At 44.9% G+C, this 22,007-nt stretch carries 23 protein-coding genes; 14 read left to right on the forward strand and 9 right to left on the reverse strand.

The genetic code is table 11. From position 1 onward, the window contains the following. Positions 1–104 precede the first annotated feature (104 nt). Positions 105–191 carry a YjcZ family sporulation protein gene (locus tag AC58UX_RS07015; protein ID WP_497252103.1) on the forward strand — a complete coding sequence of 29 codons (87 nt, stop codon included), beginning with the start codon at positions 105–107 and terminating at the stop codon, positions 189–191. Between the two features lie 62 nt (positions 192–253). On the opposite strand, the gene cshA is transcribed toward AC58UX_RS07015, so the two are convergent. Continuing rightward, positions 254–1,867, reverse strand: a complete 1,614-nt coding sequence (gene cshA / locus AC58UX_RS07020) for a degradosome RNA helicase CshA (protein ID WP_497250856.1) — start codon at positions 1,865–1,867, stop codon at positions 254–256. Between the two features lie 284 nt (positions 1,868–2,151). On the opposite strand from cshA, the gene AC58UX_RS07025 reads away from it, so the two are divergent. The 7 genes from AC58UX_RS07025 to AC58UX_RS07055 all read left to right on the forward strand — a co-directional run bounded on the left by AC58UX_RS07025 (position 2,152) and on the right by AC58UX_RS07055 (position 7,692). Next, the gene (locus AC58UX_RS07025; protein WP_497250858.1) at positions 2,152–2,688 is read left to right on the forward strand and encodes a DUF4178 domain-containing protein; all 537 of its coding nucleotides are present in this window, start codon (positions 2,152–2,154) and stop codon (positions 2,686–2,688) included. Positions 2,689–2,767: 79 nt separating this feature from the next. Further along, positions 2,768–3,457 (forward strand): DUF4247 domain-containing protein, encoded by a 690-nt coding sequence (locus AC58UX_RS07030; protein WP_497250860.1) that lies wholly within the window; start codon positions 2,768–2,770, stop codon positions 3,455–3,457. A 256-nt stretch (positions 3,458–3,713) separates the two neighbouring features. After that, positions 3,714–4,535, forward strand: coding sequence for a YitT family protein (locus AC58UX_RS07035; RefSeq protein WP_497250862.1), 822 nt, complete (start codon positions 3,714–3,716; stop codon positions 4,533–4,535). Between the two features lie 166 nt (positions 4,536–4,701). Beyond that, complete coding sequence (locus AC58UX_RS07040) at positions 4,702–4,860, forward strand: hypothetical protein (protein WP_397340150.1); 159 nt, start codon at positions 4,702–4,704, stop codon at positions 4,858–4,860. 124 nt (positions 4,861–4,984) lie between these two features. Then, positions 4,985–5,218: a Sec-independent protein translocase subunit TatA/TatB gene (locus tag AC58UX_RS07045; protein ID WP_497250864.1), complete on the forward strand. Its 234-nt coding sequence runs from the start codon at positions 4,985–4,987 to the stop codon at positions 5,216–5,218. Positions 5,219–5,406: 188 nt separating this feature from the next. Then, positions 5,407–6,600: a putative glycoside hydrolase gene (locus AC58UX_RS07050; protein ID WP_497250866.1), complete on the forward strand. Its 1,194-nt coding sequence runs from the start codon at positions 5,407–5,409 to the stop codon at positions 6,598–6,600. A gap of 135 nt (positions 6,601–6,735) precedes the next feature. Continuing rightward, positions 6,736–7,692 (forward strand): D-2-hydroxyacid dehydrogenase, encoded by a 957-nt coding sequence (locus AC58UX_RS07055; RefSeq protein WP_497250868.1) that lies wholly within the window; start codon positions 6,736–6,738, stop codon positions 7,690–7,692. Between the two features lie 57 nt (positions 7,693–7,749). On the opposite strand, the gene serS is transcribed toward AC58UX_RS07055, so the two are convergent. From serS to AC58UX_RS07080, 5 genes are all read right to left on the reverse strand, one after another. Further along, entirely contained in the window at positions 7,750–9,033 is a 1,284-nt protein-coding gene (gene serS / locus AC58UX_RS07060; protein WP_497250870.1) for a serine--tRNA ligase, read from the reverse strand. Between the two features lie 303 nt (positions 9,034–9,336). Next, complete coding sequence (gene pfkA, locus AC58UX_RS07065) at positions 9,337–10,305, reverse strand: 6-phosphofructokinase (RefSeq protein ID WP_497250872.1); 969 nt, start codon at positions 10,303–10,305, stop codon at positions 9,337–9,339. Positions 10,306–10,342: 37 nt separating this feature from the next. Beyond that, positions 10,343–11,368: a tetraprenyl-beta-curcumene synthase family protein gene (locus AC58UX_RS07070; protein ID WP_497252105.1), complete on the reverse strand. Its 1,026-nt coding sequence runs from the start codon at positions 11,366–11,368 to the stop codon at positions 10,343–10,345. Positions 11,369–11,417: 49 nt separating this feature from the next. Next, complete coding sequence (locus tag AC58UX_RS07075; RefSeq protein ID WP_497250874.1) at positions 11,418–12,050, reverse strand: hypothetical protein; 633 nt, start codon at positions 12,048–12,050, stop codon at positions 11,418–11,420. Between the two features lie 28 nt (positions 12,051–12,078). After that, positions 12,079–12,393 (reverse strand): hypothetical protein, encoded by a 315-nt coding sequence (locus tag AC58UX_RS07080; RefSeq protein WP_497250876.1) that lies wholly within the window; start codon positions 12,391–12,393, stop codon positions 12,079–12,081. 170 nt (positions 12,394–12,563) lie between these two features. On the opposite strand from AC58UX_RS07080, the gene AC58UX_RS07085 reads away from it, so the two are divergent. The 3 genes from AC58UX_RS07085 to AC58UX_RS07095 all read left to right on the forward strand — a co-directional run bounded on the left by AC58UX_RS07085 (position 12,564) and on the right by AC58UX_RS07095 (position 15,883). After that, the gene (locus AC58UX_RS07085) at positions 12,564–13,898 is read left to right on the forward strand and encodes a multi antimicrobial extrusion protein MatE (protein WP_497250878.1); all 1,335 of its coding nucleotides are present in this window, start codon (positions 12,564–12,566) and stop codon (positions 13,896–13,898) included. Positions 13,899–13,918: 20 nt separating this feature from the next. Then, a complete protein-coding gene (locus AC58UX_RS07090; RefSeq protein WP_497250880.1) occupies positions 13,919–15,097 on the forward strand; it encodes an MFS transporter in 1,179 nt (392 codons plus the stop codon). 138 nt (positions 15,098–15,235) lie between these two features. Further along, entirely contained in the window at positions 15,236–15,883 is a 648-nt protein-coding gene (locus tag AC58UX_RS07095) for a nitroreductase family protein (protein WP_497250882.1), read from the forward strand. Between the two features lie 44 nt (positions 15,884–15,927). Here AC58UX_RS07095 and AC58UX_RS07100 read toward each other — a convergent pair whose 3' ends face one another. After that, positions 15,928–18,159 (reverse strand): MMPL family transporter, encoded by a 2,232-nt coding sequence (locus AC58UX_RS07100; RefSeq protein WP_497250883.1) that lies wholly within the window; start codon positions 18,157–18,159, stop codon positions 15,928–15,930. A 124-nt stretch (positions 18,160–18,283) separates the two neighbouring features. Here AC58UX_RS07100 and AC58UX_RS07105 point away from each other — a divergent pair, with 124 nt between their 5' ends. Then, positions 18,284–18,904 (forward strand): TetR/AcrR family transcriptional regulator, encoded by a 621-nt coding sequence (locus tag AC58UX_RS07105; protein ID WP_497250885.1) that lies wholly within the window; start codon positions 18,284–18,286, stop codon positions 18,902–18,904. 171 nt (positions 18,905–19,075) lie between these two features. Here the strand turns inward: AC58UX_RS07105 and AC58UX_RS07110 are convergent, their stop codons facing one another. Continuing rightward, the gene (locus AC58UX_RS07110; RefSeq protein ID WP_028556542.1) at positions 19,076–19,273 is read right to left on the reverse strand and encodes a cold shock domain-containing protein; all 198 of its coding nucleotides are present in this window, start codon (positions 19,271–19,273) and stop codon (positions 19,076–19,078) included. A gap of 127 nt (positions 19,274–19,400) precedes the next feature. Continuing rightward, on the reverse strand, positions 19,401–20,117 hold the full coding sequence (locus AC58UX_RS07115) for a class I SAM-dependent methyltransferase (protein ID WP_497250887.1): 717 nt from the start codon (positions 20,115–20,117) through the stop codon (positions 19,401–19,403). Between the two features lie 152 nt (positions 20,118–20,269). On the opposite strand from AC58UX_RS07115, the gene AC58UX_RS07120 reads away from it, so the two are divergent. Together AC58UX_RS07120 and AC58UX_RS07125 are read left to right on the forward strand one after the other, a co-directional pair. Continuing rightward, positions 20,270–20,515, forward strand: coding sequence for a hypothetical protein (locus tag AC58UX_RS07120; protein WP_497250889.1), 246 nt, complete (start codon positions 20,270–20,272; stop codon positions 20,513–20,515). A gap of 261 nt (positions 20,516–20,776) precedes the next feature. Continuing rightward, complete coding sequence (locus AC58UX_RS07125; RefSeq protein WP_497250891.1) at positions 20,777–21,616, forward strand: TerC family protein; 840 nt, start codon at positions 20,777–20,779, stop codon at positions 21,614–21,616. The last annotated feature ends 391 nt before the right edge of the window (positions 21,617–22,007 follow it).

Below are 22,007 nucleotides of genomic sequence, written 5' to 3' on the forward strand. Positions count from 1 at the left end.
TTTTTCATCATATAGGTAGCCGTCTAGTCGTTATAGGTACTTTTACATACTATAGTATTGTCTAGTCGCACCACCCCCATATCTTTATTCAGGAGGTTGATACTATGTCTTATCCTGTTGGAACATCCGCTGCTGCAATTTTGGTGCTATTCATCTTGTTAGTTATCATCACTAGCGCTTTCGTACTCTAATCCAATATACAATGTAATAAAAAGGCGGAGATCCTAGGATCTCCGCCTTTTTGGTGCTAATCTTATTTATTTACAAGTGTATCTTCACTTTTACGCGGCGCTCTGGAACGATCACGGTTTCCGGAGTTATTGCTTCCGTACTCACGGTTTCTCGAAGATGAGCTGCTTCCGCCTTCTCTGTTTGAACCGTAGTCTCTGCTGTCCTTACGCGGGTAACGGGATCCACCATTGGAGGAACCTGAACCTGATCCACTATAACCGCCGCCTTGACGACGATCGCTGGAGCCTGATCCTGAACCGTATCCACCGCCAACACGTCTACCTGAGCTGCGAACATCGAATTTTTTCTTTCTTGCACGAATCGGATCTTCTGGTGTCAATTCAATCGTAAGATCTTTCTTGTCACCTGTAAGAAGTTTCATCGCTGCTGCAAGTAAATTAACGGAATCGTATTGCTCAAGCATTTGAATAGCAAGACCTTTGAATTCGCCATGCTCTTCTTTTTGAAGCATATCCAAGATACGCTCAGCTGTCATTTTTTGCTTGCCTTCAACAGCTTCTGCTAAACTTGGCAAAGGTTTTTTGTTAATTTTATGGCGTGTAACCTTCTCAATAAAGTGAAGGTGATCGATTTCTCTTGGCGTTACGAAAGTCCAAGCTGTACCTTCTTTACCTGCACGACCTGTACGGCCGATACGGTGAACGTAGCTTTCTGGATCTTGCGGAAGGTCAAAGTTAATTACGTGAGTAACGCCTGATACGTCTAGACCGCGGGCTGCAACGTCAGTTGCTACAAGCACATCAATGCTGCCGTCACGGAATTTTCTCATTACGTTATCACGTTGATTTTGGGACAAGTCACCGTGAAGACCTTCAGCAGCATAGCCTCTCTTTTGAAGAGCTTCTGCCAACTCATCTACACGACGCTTTGTGCGTCCGAAGATGATCGCTAGATCTGGAGCTTCCATATCAATCAAACGGCTAAGCGCTTCGAATTTTTGCTTCTCGTGCAATTCGATGTATGCTTGCTCGATTGTAGGAGCACTAACTTGCTTAGGGATAACGGAAACGTGCTCTGGGTTACGTAGGAACTGCTGAGCAAGACGTTGAATGTTCGTTGGCATTGTAGCCGAGAACAACATTGTGTGACGCTCTTCTGGAACAAGCTTAAGGATAGATTGGATATCTTCCATGAAGCCCATGTCAAGCATTTCATCCGCTTCATCCAAAATAACCGTTTGAACATCATCAAGCTTAATTGTTTTGCGGTTAATATGGTCAAGAAGACGTCCTGGTGTACCGATGATGATTTGTGGTTTCTTTTTCAAAGCGCGAATTTGTTTTACGATATCCTGTCCACCGTAAATTGGCAAAGAACGAATGCCTTTGAAACGACCGAGTTTTTCAATCTCTTCCGCAACCTGAATGGCAAGTTCCCGTGTTGGACACATAATTAATGCCGAAATGCGCTCTTCTTTTATATTGATTTTGTTCACTAGTGGAATACCGAACGCAGCGGTTTTACCAGTTCCCGTTTGTGCTTGCCCGATCAAATCACGGCCATCCATGGCCAATGGTATTGTTTTCTCTTGAATTGGTGTGGACTCTTCAAAGCCCATTTCCGTAATCGCACGTAATACCGATGCGTCTAAACCAAACTCCTGAAATGTTTTCAAATAAATTCAATCTCCTTTTGTACAGGGCAGGCTAATGCCTTGTATCTTTTTTACCCTTAAGTACGACTTCCTATCCGTCTCTATAGTATCTTGATGGAATACACTTCGACTCGTCATCTTCCATGATCCAACTGGCCGCCCTTAAGAACATCTAAAATATTATAGCACATGTGATATGCCATTGCCAGTGGCTGCCGGATAAACATTTGAACGAAACCGAATGAATAAGTAACTCGTATTAAAGGGGAGAACAATAAAACGGACCTTATAGAGGAGAGTTTCTTATGTCTATTTTCAAACGAGTTAGCAGCATCCTGCGCAGTCAAAAGCAAGCTCCACCAACCACCCAAGCCTACGGCAACCCGCTGGAAGATGCACGTGTAGGTGATATTGTGAATGTCGACTTAGAGGAATATGTGATTTCCGGAAAAGTCATTTATTTTGACCGCGGCTTTGCGCCACATCGTTATGCCTATTATCTACAAAGCGGCAAAAATATTCAGTGTTTGATTGTGGAAAAAGGCAGAACCTATGACTGCTTCTTGTGCAGCTTTATTGAAGGAGCATTGGATGACCCCAATGATGTACCTACTCGACTAGAGCTCGATGGGGATATAACCTTCGACTTAGAGTTCCATCGGAACGATGTCTCCCGCACTGAAGGCAACACAGACTTCCGTAGCGGCGACGATATCATCTTCTGGCGTTATTTCGGACCAGATCAGCGCTTCTTCTTCCTTCAATGGCAGGATGGTAAATTTGTAGCCCTCGAAGGCGAGCGCACGCCCGGCAATCAAATCAAATTTTTGAAAAATTCTTGAAATTGACACTGATGACGTTGAACGTATGTTATCATGGAAACAAGCTTCCGATGAACCCTGAAAGGAGGACTACTCGAAAATGAAGAGATGGACTTCATGGCTTTCTTTTCTCATCATTATCGCTCTTCTAACCGCATGTGGCGCTGATGCCGGACGTTATATCAAAGATGAATATCCTTTAGTAAGCGTAGATGGCAAAGGAAGTAGTATGTCCAAAGTTTACTCTGTTGAAGGCAAGAACGTGCCGACAGTTGCGAGTGAACTAGCCGCCAAAGAAAAACCTACTGAGAAAAGTAAGGAATCTGAGGATCAGATGTTCCTTGTTTATAAGGACAAGGTTATTAACATCCAGAAGGATCCCAGCGATAATAAGAATACATTAGTACAGCTCGACAGCATCGAATACGCGAAGAGCCATTATGACTCCTCTTTTTTACAAGGCTATTTAACTGCCACATTGCTTCAATCCTTATTTGGTGGAAGCTGGTATAACAATAAAGGGTCCTATGATTACCGCGGTTACACGCAATCACCGTATTACAAATCAGGCTCGGGGACCAAAACTACACCAACGACGGGCACTACCAAAGAAACGAAGCCTACTACGACAGATCGAACCGGTGGCTTTACGAGTGGTGCAGCGAACCCAAGCTCCGGGAGCTCTTCAAATGCCCGTAAGAATGACGGCTCAACCCCTAATAAGGTAACAAAGCCATCAACTAGCAAGCCTTCTACAACCAAAAAAACGGGCTCCTTCAAGCGCCGATGAGAAAAACTTCTATCGAAGTACTTCGAGGATGAGCGACCGCGTTTTAAAGGTAGTTTTTATCGCCAATAAAAATTTGTTTTCCGTGCACCGGAAACTTATTAATTCTTATGTGGTAAGAAAAGCTGTTGTCCATCCTTGGGCACAGCTTTTTTCATGCGTTTTCGATTAATTATCCACTGGTTAAATAATGATTGCAGTTTTAGAAGAATGAATTATACTTGCAATATGCTGCATACTATTTTAGAGGTGATTTGTTTTGAAAAAAGCGCTAGACGTGCTAATCATTCTAGTTGGCGCACTGCTTGTCGCAGTAGGCTTCAATATGTTCCTTATTCCCCATCAGCTGCTCAGCGGCGGCGTTTCAGGAATCGCCATGATTATTGGTTATTTTACAGACTATAATATCGGGTTTCTTTATTTATTGTTCAACATGCCATTAATGATCTGGGGTCTCGTTTCCATTGGGAAACGTTTTATCATGATCAGCGTGGCATCCGTTGTTCTCACAACGTGGATGATGCAAATTATTCCGACGAGCTTCGTTGCTAAAGATTCGATGTTAGGCGCTGTTTTTGGCGGTGTGCTGATCGGCATCGGCAGCGGGATCACGCTTCGCATCGGCGGCTCCAGCGGCGGATTCGATATTGTGGGTTTGATTTTAACACGGAAATACGACTTTCCGCTTGGAACCATTCTCTCTGGAATGAACGGTATCGTTATCGTTGCACTCGGATATTTTAAAGATAACTGGGATCTCGCCCTATTCTCCATGTTAGCCATTTTCATAAGCGGAAAAACGGTTGATACGATACATATCCGCCATGTTAAAGTAACCGCGTTTATTGTCACTAAACATAAGGATGCCATCATAAATAAGCTTCTTATGATCCCCAGAGGGGTTACATTAATTAAAACGGAAGGCGCGTATACGAAACAGCAGCATGATATGTTGATGACGGTTACGACGCGATATGAGCTCGTAGAATTAAAGCGAATTATTAAAGAGATCGATCCGAAAGCGTTCGTGAATATCGTCGAAACAGTTGGTGTTGTTGGGGAATTTAGAAAGCCCAAATGATAAATCAGCCAACTGCCCCTTTATTCCAGTTTGAATTGTGTTATAATGAATGTAATTTCATATAGTTCTGGTTTTCATCGATGGTAGGTTCAGGCGTAGTTCTTATTCTAATCTTCTGATTGGAAGGGTGATGCTTGTGGAGACAGTCAAATTATCCAGGATTGTAATGAAATTAACGCCCGAGTTATACCCCTCTTTAACCAGCAATGAGTTGGAATCCGAGATCGTACTACGGTTCGGTATAGAGGCACTCGCAGCGGAAGATGTCATGGAAATTATTCAATTCAGCATTTCGGAACATCATAAGGACACCCTGTACCATTGAGGGTGTCTTTTTTTGCATTTCTTTTACGCATAGTGTTATTAAAATTGTAATAAATAGGCTATATAGGTTATGATAAGTCCATGATATAATAAGGTTAACATAAATTTTACTGGAGGTGTCTGGAATGGGAGCTTTATCTCCTTGGCACATCATTCTTATTGCGATTGTTGCCCTACTCTTGTTTGGGCCGAATAAACTGCCTGAGCTTGGTCGTGGTTTTGGCAAAATGTTCCGCGAATTTAAAGATGCAACGAACAGCAATGGCAACAACTCATCCACGGATGATCAACCTACGATCGCACGGAAAGAAATTAACCCTGAAGTCACGAATAGCGAATCAGGACAAGTTAATAAGTAACACATAATTGGACACTTGGAGGCCGAGCTTCTGGGTGTTTTTATTTTTTTCTACAAAAGACTTGCTGCATATGCGTCTAAATACTCATAACAAACTTCTACAAAAGCCTACAAATTTCCTCTGTGCGTAGTTTCCTGCTTGCCTTATAATGAAAGCTAGAAACAAGGATTGGAGTGGACTTATACATCATGGAAATTTTACTAGCTTCACTTGCCCTCATTTGGGGGAATGTTACAGCCGCAAACCCCGATGCAAGCTTCGAACAGCTTGTTCAGGCTTCGCTTGATGCGAAGAATGCTGTAGCGATCGTTCAACCTGTAACTCCAGCCACCCCTGCAGAAGCGACGGATCCACTCGCGCCTGTCAACAAGGTAGATCCGCAGAAAGATGCCCCTGTTGTGAAAGGGATCTACGCAACTGCCCATAGTGCAGGCGGTTCGCGACTCAATACGCTTGTAAAGCTGCTTGATGATACCGATCTGAACGCCATGGTTGTCGATGTGAAAGATGACTGGGGTTACATCACCTGGGAAACCGGGAATGCCGAGCTTGATGCGATGGGAACCACTCAGAAAATCATCGGCAATATGCCAGGCCTCATGACTACACTCCAAGAACATAACATTTATCCAATTGCACGAATTGTTGTCTTCAAAGATACGGTTCTTGCCAAAAAGAAACCAGAAATATCTTTCGTTAATCCTGATGGCACACTGTGGGGAAATGGGAAAAACCCACCTGACAGCTTCGTGAATCCATACAGCAAAGAAGTATGGGATTACAACATCGCTGTTGCCAAGGAAGCTGTCAAAGCAGGCTTCAAAGAAATTCAATTTGATTATGTCCGTTTCCCGGAAGGCTTCGAGAAAAGAGCAGACATTCTCAAATACACCAAAGATGAGCGTTCACGGATTGATGCTGTCTCTTCCTTCGTGAAATATGCGAGAGAACAATTGACACCGTTAGGCGTTCGCGTTTCGGTCGATATATTTGGCTATGCGGCTTCTGTGCCTGCTGCCGAAGGTATCGGTCAAGATTTCGAAAAAATCTCGCAGAATGTCGACGTTATCGCTCCGATGATTTATCCAAGCCATTACAGCACAGGCTGGTTCGGATCCAAAGTACCGGATGCAGCACCGTACGCTACGATCAATGGCGCTTCCAAGGATACAATTAAGAAGCTCGAAAATATTGATAAAAAAGGTTGGAAGCCGGTTGTTCGCCCTTGGATACAGGATTTCACCGCATCTTGGGTACCTGGCTATATTAAATACGGCAAACATGAATTAGATGAGCAAATTCGTGCCCTTAAAGACAACGGCATTAACGAGTATCTATTATGGAACGCCAACAATAACTATACAGCTGGTGTAAACTATTAATTGTATAGCATTTAAGTACCCTGGGAGCACATTTCGCTTTCAGGGTATTTTCACATGGGGCTAAAGTTTACATTCAGTTTCAATTTGCTTTATCATGGTAGTATTCATTTCGAAATCTTGTAAGGATGTGAGTCAATGCTTAAAATCGTAGCTATGACAGGTATGAATTTATCTTCTATGCAAGAGCAGATGCCGCAAGACTTGAAAGAGCGCTCCCAGTTCCACTGGTTCTCCTCTTCAAAAGAAGCCGGAGACCTGATTACTGATGCAGATGTGATCATGACAGCAGGGCGGTTACACCCTGACATCGTTAAACAAGCAAGGAACTTGAAATGGGTGCAAACCATATCCGCTGGTGTTGATAAACTGCCTCTCGCGGAGCTTGAGCAACGTCAAATCATTGTTACGAATGCCCGTGGTGTTCACACCATTCAAATGAGTGAATTCGCACTGAGTCTCATGCTGCAATGGGTGCGGAAAGCTAATTTGCTTCATGATAACCAACAGCAGCACGTGTGGGACAACCAAGTCCGCTTTGGCGAGCTGCACGGCAAGACGCTTGGTATTATAGGCGCTGGCGCCATCGGTGAAGCCGTAGCCCGCAAGGCCAAAGCATTCGACATGTCGGTCATCGGCCTGAATCGCTCAGGGACACCACAAGCTGCCTTTGATACGACGGTTCATGGCGAAGATGGACTTCAGCAGCTGCTGTCACAAAGCGATTTCATTGTCGTTTTGCTTCCAAGCACAGTGAAAACGCGTGGCTTCTTGCAAAAAGAGCATCTAGCGCTTATGAAGCCGAGTGCCTTTTTCATTAATTTAGCGCGCGGTGATGTTCTCGACGAAGAAGCATTGATCCAAGCTTTGCAGGAAGGCAAGCTTGCTGGCGCAGCGTTGGATGTTTTTGAACAAGAGCCGCTGCCTGCCACTTCTCCACTATGGGGAATGAAAAATGTGATCCTAACCCCTCATATCGCAGGGTCGTCTGTGCATTATACGGATCGTGTTTCGTCCATTTTTTACCACAACTTACGTGTGATGCTCGATGGCGGAGAGATGATCAATGTCGTGGACTTAGCGGAAGGCTACTAGAAGGAATGAAAAAAGCACCTTATCCTACTGCACTACTTAGGATAAGGTGCTTTTCAATTAGAGCGCCTGGATTGCAGTCAGTCCCCGCATATACGGTCGCAACGCAGGCGGGATATAAATCGAACCGTCCGCCTGTTGATGATTCTCAAGCAAAGGAATGAGAATACGCGGCGAGGCTACAGCTGTATTGTTAAGCGTGTAGCAATAGCGCAGCACGCCCTCTTGATCCCGATAACGCAAATTGCTCCGTCTCGCTTGAAAGTCCAGCAAGCTCGACGACGAATGTGTTTCACCGTAAGCTCCGCGGCTTGGCATCCAGGTTTCGATGTCGAATTGCTTGTAGTTTTTGGCTCCCATGTCTCCCGAACACACCGCGACTACCCGATACGGTAATTCCAAGAGAGCAAGTAAATCTTCAGCGTTTTGGGTGATCTGATGCATCATGCAATCCGCCTCTTCTGCGTTATTCTCGCAGAGGATCACTTGCTCCACTTTCGCGAATTGATGAACACGATACAGTCCTCTTACATCTCTTCCCGCCGAACCCGCTTCTTTGCGGAAGCAGTTCGAAACGGCTGCTAACTGCATCGGTCCCTCCGATAGATCGACGATCTCTCCGGCATAATACGAAACCAATGGGCCTTCCGAAGTCCCGACTAACCATGTGTTCTCATCCGATAGCTCATAGGTTTGATCCTTGCCTGCTGGGAAAAAAGCCGCGTTCAACAGCGTTTCCTCCCGCACCATAAGTGGTACATCCATCACGGTGAAGCCGCGGTCGGTGAGCAGGTCAATGGCGAGCTGTTGCACAGCTCTGTGCAAATAGAGCCCCATGCCTTTCAGATAATAATTTCGGCTGCCTGCGACCTTAACGCCACGAACAACATCGATTATGTTTAACGCTTCACCAAGCTGCAGGTGATCTTTCATCTCGAATCCGAATGTTAGTTTTTCCCCCACGACCCGAAGCTCGACATTGTCTTGATCGCTCGCTCCTATCGGCGTTTCCGGCGACAATAAATTGGGGATGGTCAGCATGAGCACCTTGAACCTTTGTTCATAGGCATTCAATTCCGTTTCCAGAACGGTTAAGCGCTGATTCCAGCCACGCACTTGCTCCTTCAAGCTCTCCGCTTCGAGAACCTTCCGCTGCGTCATATAAGTCGCAATTTGCTCCGAAGCTCGATTACGGTCTGCACGAAGTTGATCGACTTGCCCCAGCACTTCCCTTTTCTTCTCATCGACTTCAAGGAGTTCCTTTACGTGGCATTCCACTCCTTTTAGCTTTGCTGCAGCTTTCACTTGCTCTTGGTTGTTACGAATCCATTTGATATCCAGCATTTTCCGTCACCGCTCCCTCTTCCAATGTGTGAAAAAGACAAAGAACGCCCTCTGTCCGATTGGGACGAGGAGCGTTCTGCTCGCGGTGCCACCCAACTTGATAATGACATGACAGTCATTCATCCGCTTGGTTCCGCGATAACGGGCGGTGCCGACCTATTTAGTGAGAAAGGAAACATCCTTCCGATCGTCATAAGTGTCTCCGAGTTGGATGCTCTTCATTGACATAATGTTGATGTGTACGTTGTTGGCTATTATAACCGAAAACCGCTAGAAGATCAACACGCTTTACCGAAATTAGGCTTACTGTGACAAACGGCTCGCCAATTCGTAAAGCTCCATATTAAAGGTACGCTTCGTGTTTACAACAAGATCGATATCTGTTGCCACAAGCTCACCTTTGATGATACCGCATGCCTTGGAAGAATCACCTTCCATAAGCTTGCGAACTGCGAAATCACCTAAACGGCTTGCCAAAATACGGTCGTTATGCGTAGGTGCGCCACCGCGTTGAATATGACCAAGCACTGTAACGCGCGGCTCGATACCGTTCGTCTCTGTGATCTGCTTAGCAATACCTTCGCCAGTACCTGCTCCTTCAGCCACAATAATAATACTGTGACGCTTGCCGTGGTTGAAGTTATCCTTCATCCGATTCGCTACTTCTGTAATATCAACATCCACTTCAGGAACAATAATCGTTTCAGCACCGCTCGCAAGTCCTGCGTACAACGCGATCTCACCGCAATGACGTCCCATAACTTCAACGACAGATGAACGCTCGTGGGATGTCATCGTATCACGCAATTTGTTGATCGCGTCAACTACGATACTAACCGCTGTATCAAATCCGATGGTAAAATCTGTGAATGGAATGTCATTGTCAATCGTTCCCGGCAGCCCCATTGTTTTGATTCCCAATTTGCTAAGCTTGTTAGCACCTTGATAAGAACCGTCCCCACCGATGACAACCAAACCATCAATACCGCGTTTACGCAAGTTATCCGCACCGATTTGTTGTCCTTCCGGTGTCATAAACTCTTTGCAACGAGCTGTTTGCAGGATCGTACCACCACGTTGGATGATATCACCTACGCTGCGCAAATCCATTTTACGAATATCATCATTGATCAGACCTTGATACCCGCGTTGTACTGCATACACTTCGAGCCCATGGAATAATGCACTTCGAACGACAGCTCGAACGGCTGCATTCATCCCCTGAGAATCTCCTCCACTTGTTAAAACGGCAATTGACTTTACTGCTGACATTTTACATTTCCTCCTTCATAATTCTTGTGCATGACATTCATGATGTCGTACGGATATACATGCTATTTATCCAGAAAAAAAGCCTGGTTAATGGACTATTTTTCATCAGACGCTTTGAGATTTTCTTCACATGGTGTTGACTGTTGACCTTCGGGTCAGATAAATAGAGAGCAAGCAAACCTTCGATTATCATACGATGAAATCTCGGATGTTCCAAGAACAAAATTTTACTTCTCGCCTCTTGCACGATGAAAGCGATTCGCTCTACGGTTGTATCCAAGGAGTCATAGTAGGTACAGAAATTGAGGTCTCCGCCTTCCTTATCTTCTTCTTGATCTATTAAATAATCAAGCAGGATATGTAGACTACAAACATAAGGAAAATACGCTTCTCGAATAGCTTCCACCTGCTTATCCGTCAGATCAGGATCACAAGCAGCCAGAAACAGCATAAACATGCCTAAGGTCGAACCCGTAGCGGCAGCAAATTCATTCCAGTCGATTTGATGATACTTATGGTGATGGTTATTCCACCATTGATGCAGCTGGGCCTCACGCAAATCCTTACGAATATGCTTGTACACCTGTAAATCACAGTACAAAGCAACGAATTCTTTCACTTGGTCGGCGACCTTCGGATACGAAGGCATCTGACTAATTGATGTCTGACATTGCTGGACAAGCTCAAGTAAATAACCGTCGTCTTCCTTCTCATCTCGGAACGCATAATAATCGTGCTGAGGCTTCGCAGGATCCACCGCATCCAGCATTGCTTGATGCAATTGGCGAAAATCCAGCGGGTCCAGTGACGTACTGCGGTCACATAAATTGTCTAAGTAGTCGCTGATCGATTGGAAAGCTACGATAAGTGGAATGAGCACATGGCGCATCGATAAATGAGCAGCTGCATACACAGCTCCTCCTTGGCAATGGAATTGCTTCGTCGCAATGCTAGCTAGCGCTTGAGTACGAAGCTCTTCATCGGTAATATTCGCGGCTTTTCTTTTCCAGCGGGTCAACTGCTCATTAACTTCTGGTAAAATATAGCGATACACACTAAACATTAACCGAACAGGCCCTTGCGGAACCTTCGCATGGCTCCTAATCCTTATCCTACTTCTGTCCAATTGCTTCAAGCAAACTTCCTCCACAACTTTGTTCATAGCAAAATTGAAGTAATAACTGCATTTCAGCTCGCTGTATGTGCCGTAACCAGCCGTCCACGGTTGGATTTTGCACTAAAGAGACTTGGATCTCAACCACATCAATAAATACATAAGGATTCCAGACAGGCGATGTTACAAGTACTTCAAGCTTATGACGCAGAGCATCATTTTCCAACTCCATAAAGTCCTTGAGCGATAAATTATCTCTTACACATTGGATTAGATTAGAAAAAATAGGATGATGGCCAACATCGTTAAACCAGTATTTCGCATTGCTATAGTCGCCTTCCATACGATGCATCAGCGCATGCCAGTAGCTTCCAGTTGGATTCGTAATGTCCTGCGCGATTTCGTGTGATTTATCAAGGCTTTCATTGAGAAGAAAAAGACCGGCTTTAATCGCTAGACCGTAGGGCAGCTGCTCAGGACTTCCTTGCGTAATCAGCGAAGCTGACAGCGTATCTATACGTGCATCCATCGCCACATCCCATTCTTCAATCGGATAAAGCGCAGGGAGATGTTCCAGAAGAGGTTTGGCTATCGTCCCTACCCAGTTATTCCCATCCTTATTGCTTTGCATGCAGTCATTCTCCCTTCATAGACAACCATTAATGGTGCGTTTTTGATTCCAAATCCTGATTAGTACGGAACCAGAGATGAAGATCATTTATGATTGAAGCCAAGTCAGCAATATCGGAATTCAAACGGCAAGAGGTTATAAAATCGTCTTCCTGATCGAGTTTATTTTGCTTTTCAATAATTTGTGCTTCCAATTTCACAATACGATCTGGAATAACGCCTCGTATTTGCTCCCACCTTAATAAGAGATCGATGCGAACAGCAGCATCGTACATTTCCCATTCCAAATCCAAAACGGGAATCTCAATACCGAGCCTCTCATCGAACTGAAAATAACTATTCATGCCTTAATACCTCCTTGCAGGCAAAGCAGTATGTCTTGTTCAAGAAACATTCTACCTTTAAATGTATCACTTCAATCCTTGGGTTTCCAGTTAAAATTGTATGTCATCCTCATTTCATTTTCTGATATACTTAAGAAATGTTTTGCAAAACACGAAGGAGTGCGATTTGGATGACCGCTAAGACATTACCAGAAACAATCACATGGAAACAGCTCATCTCCTTTTTCCTCCCCCTCGGACTTTCTGCAACGCTTGTAACCCTCTCACATGTTATTATCAATAGTACGTTGGCCAGAGCCGATAATCCCGAGCTCGTCATCGCCACCTATGCTATTCCCCTAAGTCTTCTAGGATTGACGGAAAGACCCGTCGTCTTGCTCCGACAAGCCTGCTCTGCACTTGTCAGGGACCGTGTTTCGTTCCGCGCCATGGGCGTTGTCAGCTCTTATGTGTTTGCCTGCATCATACTGCTTGGTCTCATACTCTGTTACACACCGGTTGGCGAATGGGTGTTTCTTTATTTTTTTGGCGTTGAACGCGAAATACTTGCCGCAACGTTAAGTGTTTACCGTATTCTCATGTACGTGAGCATCTTCTCGGGACTACGTTGTTTATTTCACGGGATTATTATTTTCAACATGCGGACCAAATGGCTAACCATTGGTATGGGCGTCAGAATCATTGCCATGTACTTGTTATCTTTATATTTCATCACAACGGATAATGTCTCCAGCGGCAAAGTAGGTGCCATTATTTTCCTCGTCGGGATGATCATTGAGGCCTCTATTGCGATTTGGGAAGGTACAAGCTTACTGAAGCGCGTCATTCCTGAAAAAGCACCGAACCATCCAATTGAGACGAAGCAGCAAATTTTCACATTTTATAAACCGCTCTTATATTCATCTGTAATTGCCGTTATTATCGGGCCTTCTATTAATGCGATGTTAGGCAAAACAACACATATCCATCTCGCCATCTCGTCTTTTGCGATCGCTGGCTCCTTGACTCAATTAGTGATGAGTTTTTTCTCGTACATACATCAAATCGTTCTTAATTTCTATCGCAAAGATGCTGAACGTGTTAAAAAATTCATTCTCCTGCTGAGCTTCATTCCAGGAACACTCATTGCCATACTGGCCTACACACCGATTGGCCCTTGGTTTATGACACATGTGATGGGCGTCAATGCCGAGTTAAAACACGCGAGTTTAAGCGCTATGCGTATTTTTATGATTATGACGATTGTATTCCCATGGCTTGATTATATGAATGGCATTATTATGCTGCGGGGCCAAACAAAAATCATGGTTTTCTCGCAATCTGCGAATGCTACTATTACGGTATTCACTTTATTCGTTGCCATTGCAACGGTTCCCGGCTGGAACGGCATGATTGGCGCGCTGGCACAATCTATCGGCATGCTGGCAGAGTTGCTCGTCGTTATCTACGTGCTCAAACGAACAGCTGACGTACAGCAACCTAGCCAAGTGCAAGAAAATAAGTAATGAAATGGTGATGATTACGCTTGTCTAGATCTAATCCGGCGGATACGAATGACCGCTTACTTAAAATGTTTACTTTTTCCTTTTTTATGACGATGGGAATTGTTGTTACTTTTTTCCCGCTGTATTTCGATTACAAAGGGTATTCTAAAATCCAAATCGGCTTGTTATATGCCATCGGACCTTTGATTGGCATCGCAACCAACCTTCTCTGGGGGTTCCTCAGCGATCGCTATCAAACTGTTAAAAAAATCATGATTATTCTGATCCTCGGTCAGCTTGTCACCGCGGTCTTGGTATTTACGGCAGGCTGGTTTTCCCTGCTCTATGTCTGCTTGGCTGCGTTTTTCTTCTTTCAGCAGCCGGTAAATTCCTTGAATGACAGTCAAGTCATGCTGCATATTCGCTCCAGCGGGAAAAGCTACGCCTCTTTCCGCGCGTACGGATCCATCGGCTTTGCGGTGTCTGCTGGCGTCTTCGGTTTATTGCTTCGCTTATACGGCACAGGGCTAACGCCTGTCCTGCTTTTTATCACAATCAGCTGTACGTTAGTCATTCTTCTACTATTAAAAGATACGCGTCAAGGCGGCAAGAAGATGGCTTTCGGGGGGATGGTGCAAATCATTCGCTCCAAAAAATTCCTATGGTTCCTACTGCTCGTGGTCATCATGTCGGTTTCACATCGATTCAATGACGGTTTCTTAGCCCTCTATATGCGTCAGCTAGGCGCATCGGATTCGCTCATTGGCTACGCATGGATGACTTCGGCGCTTAGTGAAATTCCTGTCTTTTTCTATCTCAGCAAGCACGGGCATCGGTTTAAAGAGCTTCCCTTACTAGCCTTTGCCGGGGTGATTTATGCGTTCCGCTTCATCATGATGGGCATTATCCAAGATCCAACATGGGTCATCGGCATTCAGCTTTTGCACAGCTTAACGTTCGGTGTTTTCTTATTCACGGCGAATCGTTATTTGAGCCAAATTATTCCGGATGAGTATCGCTCCTCAGGCCAAGCTATTTTCGCTGTCGCCTGGTCCAGTATCGCGGGCTTAATTAGCGGCACAGCTGGCGGTTGGCTCTATAATGCAGCAGGTGGAAGTACCGTATATTTCATAGCCGCTTGCTTATCGACAACATCAGCCATCGGTTTTCTGTGTACATATCTGTTTCAAAAGAATGAGGATGCTCTTCCTAGTCGATGATAAGAAAAACGTCACATCTATACGCTTCGCGGTAGTTGTGCTCCCAGCCTATCTCCCCTATAATAAGGATATAGTCTTAGTACCAAGTAACAAATTCTACAGAATAATATGAGCAGCAAAGGCAGGTACACATTTACTATGAAGTATGAAGATTTCAAAGCAATTGTTTTAGAACGACGCAGCATCCGCAACTTTACAGAGCAAGCAGTCGCAGTAGAAGATATTCGTGAGATTATCGACTGTGCACGCTATGCTCCTAGTGATACGAATTCACAAACGTGGAAATTTATCGCCATTCGAAATACAGAAAAAATCAAACATATTGAGCAATTGACCTGGGATCAGCTCCACCTGCGTGCCGCGGAGGCTGAGGAGAAGGGACTATCCAGAGAAGCGCGCATGCTCGTAAGATCATTCGGACCTTACGCAACGGCTTTCTCGGATGCGCCTGTTCTCATCATTTGCTTGGCGACACCGTATGAGTCCAAGTTCCGTGATCGTATCTTCGACCCGATTCAATTGGTTGATGACCATGTTTGGGCCGAGGAAGGTATCAAGAGCTCCTGCTTAGCTTCCCAGAACCTGATGCTTGCCGCTCATGCTAGAGGCTTAGCAACATGCCCGATGACAGGTCCTGTATTGCTTGCACAGGATCAAATCAGAGCTTATCTTGATATTCCTGCTGAATATCAAATCAACATGGTCATTTCCCTCGGTTATCCGAAGGAAAAGCCTGGTAAAATGGCACGTAAAGAAGTAGACGAGATTCTTCAAATTATCGACTAACTAGTAGGAGCTGTCCGCAACATGCGGGCAGCTCCTTTTTTCTACTAATTATTGGTTAATGTCTCCTGAACCTGCGACCCTCTCTTCACTTTACTTGGCCAGAAAACAGCATCACCAAGCAGCATCGTTATGGAAGGTACGAGGAACGGCCTTACAATGAACGTATCGAGGATTACACCGACTGCACAGATGACGCCGAACTGCACAAGCACTTGAATCGGCAGCGAGGCTAGAACCGCAAAGGTGCCTGCCAAAATCAATCCGGCGGAGGTAATGACGCTGCTCGTTGAGCTCACGCCTAATCGAATGGCATCCTTCAGCTTCAATCGATTTCTTTCCTGCCAAATGCTCGAAATCATGAAAATATTGTAGTCCTCTCCTAAGGCCACGAGGAAGACGAACGCGTACAGCGGGATTAATCCTTGAATGGCTGCTGTATCCATGAAATAGTGCAAAATGAGCCATCCGGCGCCTAAAGCCGAATAATACGAGAGTAACACAGTCGCGATCAAATAGATGGTTGCAACAATGGAACGCAAATATACGAGTAAAAGTATCGCGATTACGGTGATAACAACAGGAATAACAATCTTGGTATCGCGCTCTACAACGGTTTTCGTATCATATTGCGTTGCGGTTTCACCGCCAACCCAAACCTGCCCCGCAGCTGCACCTGCCTCTGCCAGCTTCATCTCCACCGTGCTCCGAATTTCAGGAATCCGATCAATCACTTCCAAATCATATGGATCTTGTTTGAAAATCAACTCATACGCCTTATAGCTGGCGTCCTTCTTGCTATCCTCTGGTTTACTTACCGATTCTACATAAGGCAGCTTCGTAAGCGCTCCTTGGACATCCACACTTTTACCTTCCGTATTGACGACCACTTTAACTGGCGCTAATGAGCCTGGCGATACATGCTCGGATAACAAGCTAAAGCCTTCGCGGGACGCCATCGTGGAAGGGAAAGACTCCAAAATGTTATACGTAAACTTGATTTGCGGCGCAAACGCCGCAAGCGTGATGAGAACTATCAAAGAGACGGCAAGTACACTTTTCGGTTTTTCCGTCACGATACGGCCAAGTGCTGCATTCATTGCACCAACAGGCTTTTGCTCGCGAATACGCTTCCCTTTGCGCGCTTCTTTCTCTGCCCGCATCTCCGCGGTCAATGGGATGAACGGAAAGAACGACACGCGGCCAATGATGGCGAGCAGCGCTGGTACAAGCGTAAGACTTGCTAAAGCCATGATGAAGATGGCAACACTGAACGGGATTGCAAATCGGTGATTCGAACCATACTGAGCAAATAATAAGCCTAGTAAGGAAACAATAACGGTGAGTCCACTCATCCCTATGGCACCTGTTGATCCTCCAAATGAAGTGCGAAGTGCACTATACTTGTCTTTCTCCTCCAATAACGCTTGGCGATAACGGGCAACGAAGAAGAGGCAATAATCCGTACCAGCACCAAACAGCAATACGGTCATAATCGAGATCGACTGTGCGTCAACTGTGATCCAGCCTTGTTTAGCCATGAATCCCAGTAGAGGTGAAATGACGCCATAGGCAAATCCGACACCGATCAATGGAATGATAGCTAGAATTGGCGAGCGATATAATAAAATAAGCAGAATAAGTACAAGCAGCACCGTTGCTAACAACAGCGTAAAGTCTGCTCCTTTGAAAAGCGCCGTAGCATCCGTTTGAATGCCGACTGGCCCGGTAATGCGGGCATGCAGCCCCTCTTCGTCTACCTTAGCCTCAAAGGGATCACTCCCTAATTGACTGACAGCGACCTCTTCCAGCTTCGTCATGCTTTCCTGAAGGACTTCCGTTTCCGTCCCTTCATTAAACGAAATCGGCATAACCAAGAGCTTGCCGTCCTTGGATACCATGCTCTTTAGCGCTGGCGCCGGCATCGTATGCAGTGGAGGCAATCCCTTTTGACCGGCTAACGGGACATCGGTTAGCTGTTTGGAAACCTTTTGAATCCCAGCCAAATCTGCATCCGTTAATCCTGCTCCACGATACCAAACAACGAGCGCCGGGACGCCTTCGTTACTTGGGAACTGCTCCTTCATGAGCGCCGCTGCTTCAAGCGACCATGAATCAGTTGGCAGCTGCCGTGCTGCGTTATTTTCTTGTGAATTGACGTTAGGTAAAAAGACAGATAATATGCCTGTAAGTAAAATCCAGACGGCCAGAGTTACCCATTTGCTGCGGCGACCTGCAACCATACCGCCTATTTTACTGAACAAAGGATTTTCGTGCATCGTGAGCCTCTCTCCTATTAAATGAATTAGTGATATAATTAATCTTAGTGCAGAATTAATTATATATACTACATAGTTAATTAATCAAGCGTTATTTAGAAACGCCTCAGGAGTGACACAACTTATGGAAAAAAAATCAAAACCTCTGGGCAGACCCCGTGTCTCACAGGGCGAATTGCCTCTTAATCAAAAAATTTTAATGACAGCCATCCCCTTGTTCTTGTCGCGGGGCTTCGATTCTGTCTCCATGGACGATATCGCCAAAGAATGTCAGGTCACGAAAGCATCGGTCTATTATTATTTTCCTTCCAAATCAGACCTTCTAACTGCCTCCATGATACAGTTGATGGAAAATGTGAGACGCGTAACGATTAAGCATTTAAGCGCGCCTACATCGCTTCGCGAAAGACTGCTTCGGATTACCGAGGGACATCTGAAAGCGATCGATTTCGATCTGCATTCCTTCATGCGCAAGATGGAAGCTACACTTTCCGAGGAGCAAATGAAAGCCATGCGCAAATCCGAACAGGGCATTCTGGATGCGTTGGAGGAGGAGTTCCGCAAATCGATCGCGTCCGGTGAAATTGGTGCAGTAGATCCTCGTGTCGTAGCACGCGCCTATACCTCGCTTCTCATGATGGGACATGCGCATGATGGCAATGGGGATAAAATGTTTCCTCATGAAGGGGAAGCCGCTACGCAAATTATTGACATCCTATGGCACGGCTTATACCCGCCGAAATAAGCATACAAAAAAGCAAGCCTATGCAAACTCCCTGTTAAGGAAGTGCTAAGCTTGCTTTTTTTGCAATTTATTCCATGCCCAGCAAACAAAAAAGACAGCCCCGAGTGAACCCGAGAACTGTCTTTATTGCTTGTGCTATGACACTATTTATAAGTAGGGAGTCCCAGAATCTTATAATTTGGTGACGTTAGCTGCTTGAGGACCACGGTTGCCTTGAGTAATATCAAACTCAACGGATTGGCCTTCTTCTAATGTTTTGAATCCTTCGCCCTGAATTGCGGAGAAGTGAACGAATACATCGTCGCCTCCATCAACAGAAATGAAACCGTACCCTTTTTCTGCGTTAAACCATTTCACTGTACCCTTCAAATGAACAACCTCCTAAAAATATCGCCATCTATGACGAATAAGGAAATTATACCATTTGCATGGTGAAAAATCAACGGAAATTCCGCGGTGGATAAGCTGAAATTTGTTGATGCACCAAGGTTTTCCACTATGCAGAGGGCTCTTTTTTTATGCTTAAAAATTGGTGAGAATTCGGTAGAAAAGGTAGACTAGCTTCTCTCTTCTGGAGGGTGAATCCCTCATTTTCCAATTCAACAATAAGGTCTTGAAGATGTGTATATTCCACGGTACGGAAATTCAGCAGCGGGTACACTCTCACCTCGCCGCCTCGTTTGCACACACGAAGTAACTCTCTAAGGGCTGCTAAATGAAATGCATAATCAAACTGTTCTTCATACAGAAATAGAAAATGACTGCACATGACAAGATCAAAGCTCTCCGCATGAAACGGCAGCGAAGGTAAGGAAGCTGTATGATACCTAGCCGCACCTTCTGAGCTGGAATAATCATCAATAAATCGCTGCAGCGCTTGAACCCTTCCTTGCTTATGCTGCTCGATAGAACCATAAAACGTCCAGTCATAGACATCTACTAACTTCGCCATTTTGACGGCAACAAACTCAATTTCTTGCATCCCATGCTCAGCAATTGCGTTTGGCGACTTCTCATATAAGGGATCAACTGCTTCTGCGTCGATTCCCAGCTGCCTTGCTTCTGTTGTAAACGAAGAGGCACCACCGGAGACATCTAGTACTCGTTTGCCAATTAAATCTTCTGTCTGCAACATAAACATTTTCTCGTATTCCACATACGATCTCGAGGTCATTGCAACCCCAACTTGCTCATAAACACGCTTCTGTTCCATGCTCATCTCTCCTCATCTAACTCGGCTCATAACCCCTTCCCTCTGGAAAGGATTAGGAGGATTTTAACATGAGATAAGCCTGTTTGGAAATAGCTAGATTTTATGATACCATTGTTACATCTATAAGCTTATTACAGAAACGAGGAACAGCCATGTCACATCAACCCTTTAAGAGACATACGATTTATAAAAAAGATAAATGGAACATGCTAAATGTCGAGGTGCAAGGCACGAAAATTGTCCTGACAGAAATCAGCGATCAATGGGGCGAAGAGTGCCACACATTTATTGGACGACCTGCCATGCTGCATTGGGCTGGCGAGCGTTTTGCCAAAGATAAGTTCGATGGCACAGAAGAAGAATGGCAAGCCATTATGGACGCTTTTAAAAACGTTTAAAAAGTAGGACTATTTTGAAACGCATCGCATATACTAAACGTATAAACTCATAGTAACACTCCAAAGGGGAGTAGCTGATACAGTAAAGTCGTCAATTCGGATCCTCATCAGGTCCCGGCTTTATTGGCAACGACAACGTTGTTAGCAAGACCTTTGCCAAATACAATTGGTGAAGGTCTTTTTTGATGAATTAGAGCCTTCACCGGACAATGGTGCTGGGCTCTTTTTGCATCTAAAAAACCTGAAGGAGTGTGTTCGCGTATGGATTGGTTATCAACAGGCTTTTTCGTCTCACTGCTTAGCATTATTCTAATTGACTTGGTACTGGCAGGGGATAACGCAATTGTCATTGGGATGGCTGCACGGAATTTGAAAAAAGAAACGCAAAAGAAGGTTATTCTCTGGGGTACGGTCGGAGCGATTGTCATTCGTGCACTAGCCACGCTGTTGGTTGTAACGTTGCTCAAGATACCTGGTCTACTGTTGATCGGTGGGATCCTGCTGCTATGGATTTCGTATAAGCTTCTCAGCGAGAAGAAAAATCACGAGAATATGCAAGTCAAAGACACCATGTGGGCCGCCATTCGAACGATTATTATCGCAGATGCCGTCATGGGGTTAGATAATGTCATTGCTGTCGCTGGCGCGGCACACGGAAATTTCCTGCTTGTGGTTATCGGTCTCTTAATTAGTGTCCCTATCGTCGTCTGGGGAAGCACTCTGTTCATCAAATGGATCGAAAAATTTCCCTCGATTATTTACATCGGTGCGGGTGTGCTTGCACTTACGGCAGGAAAAATGATTACGGGAGAAAAGTTCCTATCCCCTTTCTTCGCATCTAACCCGTTAGGCAAATGGTTATTTATCGGTCTGCTTATCGTCCTTGTGCTCGGTGCAGGCAAATGGTCCAAAATGATTGGCTATCAAGTACATGTCGGGGATAGCGGACAGTTAACACTGCCTAAAGAGTTAAGTGAAGAAGCACAAATTTCCCCTGAGGACCGCTATACGGTCAAGATGGATTCGCGCGGCAAGTTCATCCTCGTTAAAGAGGAAGAAGATGAGGAATCAACGAGAGATACGATGCAGCATGCCGGATGAAAAAGGAGTTTGACCCCATGTAGCGAAAATTAGTATGATACAAAATAAACGACTCCGCCGTCCTATGCGGACGAGAGCGTTTATGGAGAAATATAGCCGATTTATTAAGTGAACATATAAATTCTATATTTTGGAACAAGTATCATACTCTATAGGAAAAAGGATGATTTTCGATGACCGATTCTGGATCTATTCTCACATTTGTAATTGTATCCTTTTGCCTGGCGATTATTTTGATAATGAAAAAAGACTCTCTCCCAGCACAAATGAAACGTTATCTTGCCTTATTGGCGATTGTGATGGTTTCCATTTCCTTCATACTGATTGTGCTAAGCTTCTTCCGAGCAGGAACTTGAATTTCGTGATATAAACCATTCGTACACCATCGTCC

This window comes from Paenibacillus sp. J22P90, from assembly GCF_059692195.1.